General features: G+C 73.4%; 1 pseudogene. It reads right to left on the bottom strand.

What is annotated here, in order from left to right:
* A pseudogene (locus ADK64_RS03110) lies at positions 1-3,756 on the bottom strand (SDR family NAD(P)-dependent oxidoreductase); the annotation flags it as partial.
* Between the last annotated feature and the right edge of the window lie 52 nt (positions 3,757-3,808).

The raw sequence follows: 3,808 nt of genomic DNA, 5'->3' as shown, positions 1-3,808 counted from the left end.
CCGGCCCATCCCCAACCGCTGCGACCCCTGCCCCGAGAACAGGAAGGCCAACGCGCCCTCCGTCACCGAACCCTCGACCACATCCGGCGACACCTCACCCCGCGCCAACGCGTCGAGCCCACACGTCAGTTGGCGCACATCCCGACCCAGCACCACCGCCCGCCGGTCCAACATGGCACGCGACGTGGCCAGCGAGTGCCCCACGGCCGCCGGATCGAGGTCGTCGCTCGCCCCCGCGAACGCACCGAGCCGTCGCGCATGGGCTCGCAGTGCCGGCTCACTCGCGGTCGACATGACCCACGGCACCACCACTGGCGGCGTCCCCGCGCCACCGACCGCGGATGCGCCCTCGTCCCCCACGGCCGCGGGCGCGTCCTCCACGATCACATGGGCGTTGGTGCCGCTGACGCCGAACGAGGACACTCCCGCCCGGCGCGGCCGGCCGTCCGGCCGCGGCCAGGGCACCGCCTCCGTCAGCAGCGAGACCGCTCCCGCCGACCAGTCCACGTGCGGCGTCGGCTCGTCCACGTGCAGGGTGCGCGGCAGCGTGTCCTGTCGCATCGCCAGCACCATCTTGATGACGCCCGCCACGCCGGCCGCGGCCGCCGTGTGGCCGATGTTCGACTTCAGCGACCCCAGCCACAGCGGCTGCCCGGAGGGGCGTTCCTGTCCGTACGTCGCCAGCAGCGCCTGCGCCTCGATCGGATCACCCAGCGTGGTTCCCGTACCGTGCGCCTCCACCGCGTCCACATCGCCGCCCGACAGCCCGGCGGCGGCCAACGCCTGTCGTATGACGCGCTGTTGGGACAGTCCGTTGGGGGCGCTCAGGCCGTTGCTGGCGCCGTCCTGGTTGACGGCCGTGCCGCTCACGACGGCGAGCACCTCGTGACCGTTGCGGCGCGCGTCCGAGAGGCGTTCCAGGAGCAGCACTCCCGCACCCTCGCCCCAGGCCGTACCGTCGGCGGCCGCGGCGAACGACTTGCAGCGGCCGTCCGGCGCCAGGCCCCGCTGCCTGCTGAACTCCACGAACGCGACGGGGTTGACGACCACGGCGACCCCGCCGACGAGCGCCATCGAGCTCTCGCCCTGCCGCAGCGACTGGCAGGCCAGGTGCAGGGCCACCAGGGAGGACGAGCACGCCGTGTCCACGGTGACGGCCGGGCCCTCGAGGCCGAAGGTGTACGCGACCCGGCCGGAGACGACGGCGGTGGCACCGCCGGTGAGGTAGTACCCCTCGGCGCCCTCGGCGGCCTGCCGCGCACCGGCCCCGTACCCCTGCGAGGATGCCCCGACGAAGACTCCGGTCGCGCTGCCCTTCATCAACTCCGGGTCGATTCCGGCCCGTTCGAAGGCTTCCCACGACGCTTCCAGCATCAGGCGCTGCTGCGGGTCCATGGCGAGGGCCTCGCGCGGCGAGATCCCGAACAGGGAGGGGTCGAAGTGTCCGACGTCGTGGACGAAGGCTCCCTCGCGTACGTACGAGGTGCCGGGCCGGTCGGGGTCCGGGTCGTACAGGGCATCGAGGTCCCAGCCCCGGTCGGTGGGGAACGGCGTGACCGTGTCGACGCCGTCGGCCAGCAGCTTCCACAGCGCTTCCGGGGACTCGGCGCCGCCCGGATAGCGGCAGCTCATCGCCACGATCGCGATGGGGTCCTCCCCCTGGGGGCCGGCCCCGGATCCGGCTCCGGCCCGCTGCGCGGCATCCTGCGCCGTCGTTCCCTGAGCCGCTACGCCCAGGATCTGGTCACGGAGATGTCCCGCCAGCGCGGTGGCGTTCGGGTAGTCGAAGATCAGGGCCGTCGGCAACCGCAGCCCGGTGCGGGCACTGAGACGGTTGCGCAATTGGACCGCGGTCAGCGAGTCGAAGCCCAGCTCGCGGAAGGCACGGCCGGCCGCTACGGTACCGGGCTCCGAGTGGCCGAGTACGGCCGCGGCCTGCTCGCGCACGAGTGCCAGCAGCAGGTCCGCCTGCCCGGTCGCGGAGAGCGCCGCCAGCTGTTGGCGCAGCGCGGCGTCGCCGGACCCCGAGTCCGGCTCTTCGGGCTCCTCCAACAGTGCCCGGACCGCGGGGAGTTCGGCGATCAGCGGCCTGGAGCGCGCGGAGGTGAAGAGCGGGACGAAGCGCGCCCAGTCGACGTCGGCCACGGTCACGGTCGTCTCGTCCTGGTCCAGCGCACCGGCGAGTGCGGCGATCGCCAGGTCCGGGTCCATCGGTCGCAGGCCCCGCGCACGCAGATGCGCGTCGGCGCCCTCTTCGACGGCCATGCCCGCGCCTCCCCAGGAGCCCCAGGCGACGGAGGTGGCATGGCCGCCCCGGGCCCGTCGGTGCTGGGCGAGGGCGTCGAGGAAGGCGTTCGCCGCCCCGTACGCCCCTTGGCCCCCGCTGCCCCACACACCCGCGTTCGACGAGAAGAACACGAGGGCCTCGAGCTGATCGGGGGCGAGCAGCTCGTCCAGGTTCACGGCACCGCCCACCTTGGCGCCGAGCACCTCGGCGTACCCGTCGAGCGTGGTGTCCGTGATCGGGGTCAGCTGCCCGACTCCGGCAGCGTGCACGACGGCGGTCGGCGGATGTTCGGCCAGCAGCCGCGCCAGCGCCTCCCGGTCGGCGACGTCGCACGCGGCGATCGTCACCTCCGTTCCCAGCGCGTGGAGTTCGGCGCGCAACGCTTCGGCGCCGGGCGCTTCGGCGCCGCGCCGACCGACCAGCAGCAGATGCTCCGCGCCGCTCTTCGCCAGCCATCGCGCGACCTGGGATCCGAGCGCTCCCGTGCCGCCGGTCACCAGCACGGTGCCGCGCGGCTGCCAGGCGGTGGGATTCGCCCGGGGACTGCGGGAGGTCCGGGTGTTCTTGGCCGTCTGGGGTGCCTCGACCAGCCTGCGGATGTACGTTCCGGATCGGCGTACGGCCAGCTGGTCCTCGCCACCGGTCCCGCCCAGGACCTCGGCCAGCCGCTGCCCTGTCGACTCGCCGAGCTCCATGGGCAGGTCCACGATCCCGCCCCAGCGCTCCGGGTGCTCCAGCCCGACCACCCGGCCCAGCCCCCAGACCTGCGCCTGTGCCGGGCTGGTCAGGCGGTCCGTGCCGGCCACCGACACCGCGCCTCGGGTGGCGAGCCACAGCGGCGCGTCGATCTGACTCCCGCCGTCGTCCGCGCTCCCGCCCAGTGCCTGCACCAGGGCCAGCGTGGCGGCTACGCCCTGTGGGACCACCGGGTGGTCGGGGTGGGGTGCTTCATCGAGACCGAGCAGCGACAGTACGCCGGCTATCGGTGACGGCTCCTGAGGGGATGTCGCGGCCGCCAACGTCTGGGCGAGGGCGGCTCGTTCGACCGTGGCGCAGTCCACCTCCACCGGCACGACCTGCGCGCCGGAACGGGTCAGCGCCTCCGCTGCCTCGGCCACCAGCGGGTCGTCACGAAGCGCCGCCGGAACCGCCAGCAGCCAGGTTCCAGCGAGCCGGCCGATGGCGGGTGGGGTCGACAGCGGGCGCCATGTCACTTTGTAGCGCCAGGAGTTGACCGTCGACCGGTCCAGCGATTTGCGGCGCCAGGTGGACAGCGCGGGAAGGAGTTCACCGACCAGTTCACCGTCCGCGTCGAGCGTCATGGCCAGCTCGGCGGCATCGGCCCGTTCGACCGCACTCCAGAAACCCGCTTCGGCTTCCCCCTCGCCGGTCGTCGGCGCACCACTGCTGACAACGGGCGCGTCCAGCCAGTACCGGCGACGCTGGAACGCATACGTCGGCAACTCCACCCGCCGCACACCACCACCCGCGAAAAGCGGCGACCAATCCACCCCCACCCCC

It is taken from the genome of Streptomyces sp. MMG1121 (assembly GCF_001280015.1).
GTDB lineage: Bacteria > Actinomycetota > Actinomycetes > Streptomycetales > Streptomycetaceae > Streptomyces.
The sequence above is the reverse complement of the archived record's forward strand: the minus strand, read 5'-3'. Positions and strand labels throughout refer to the sequence as shown.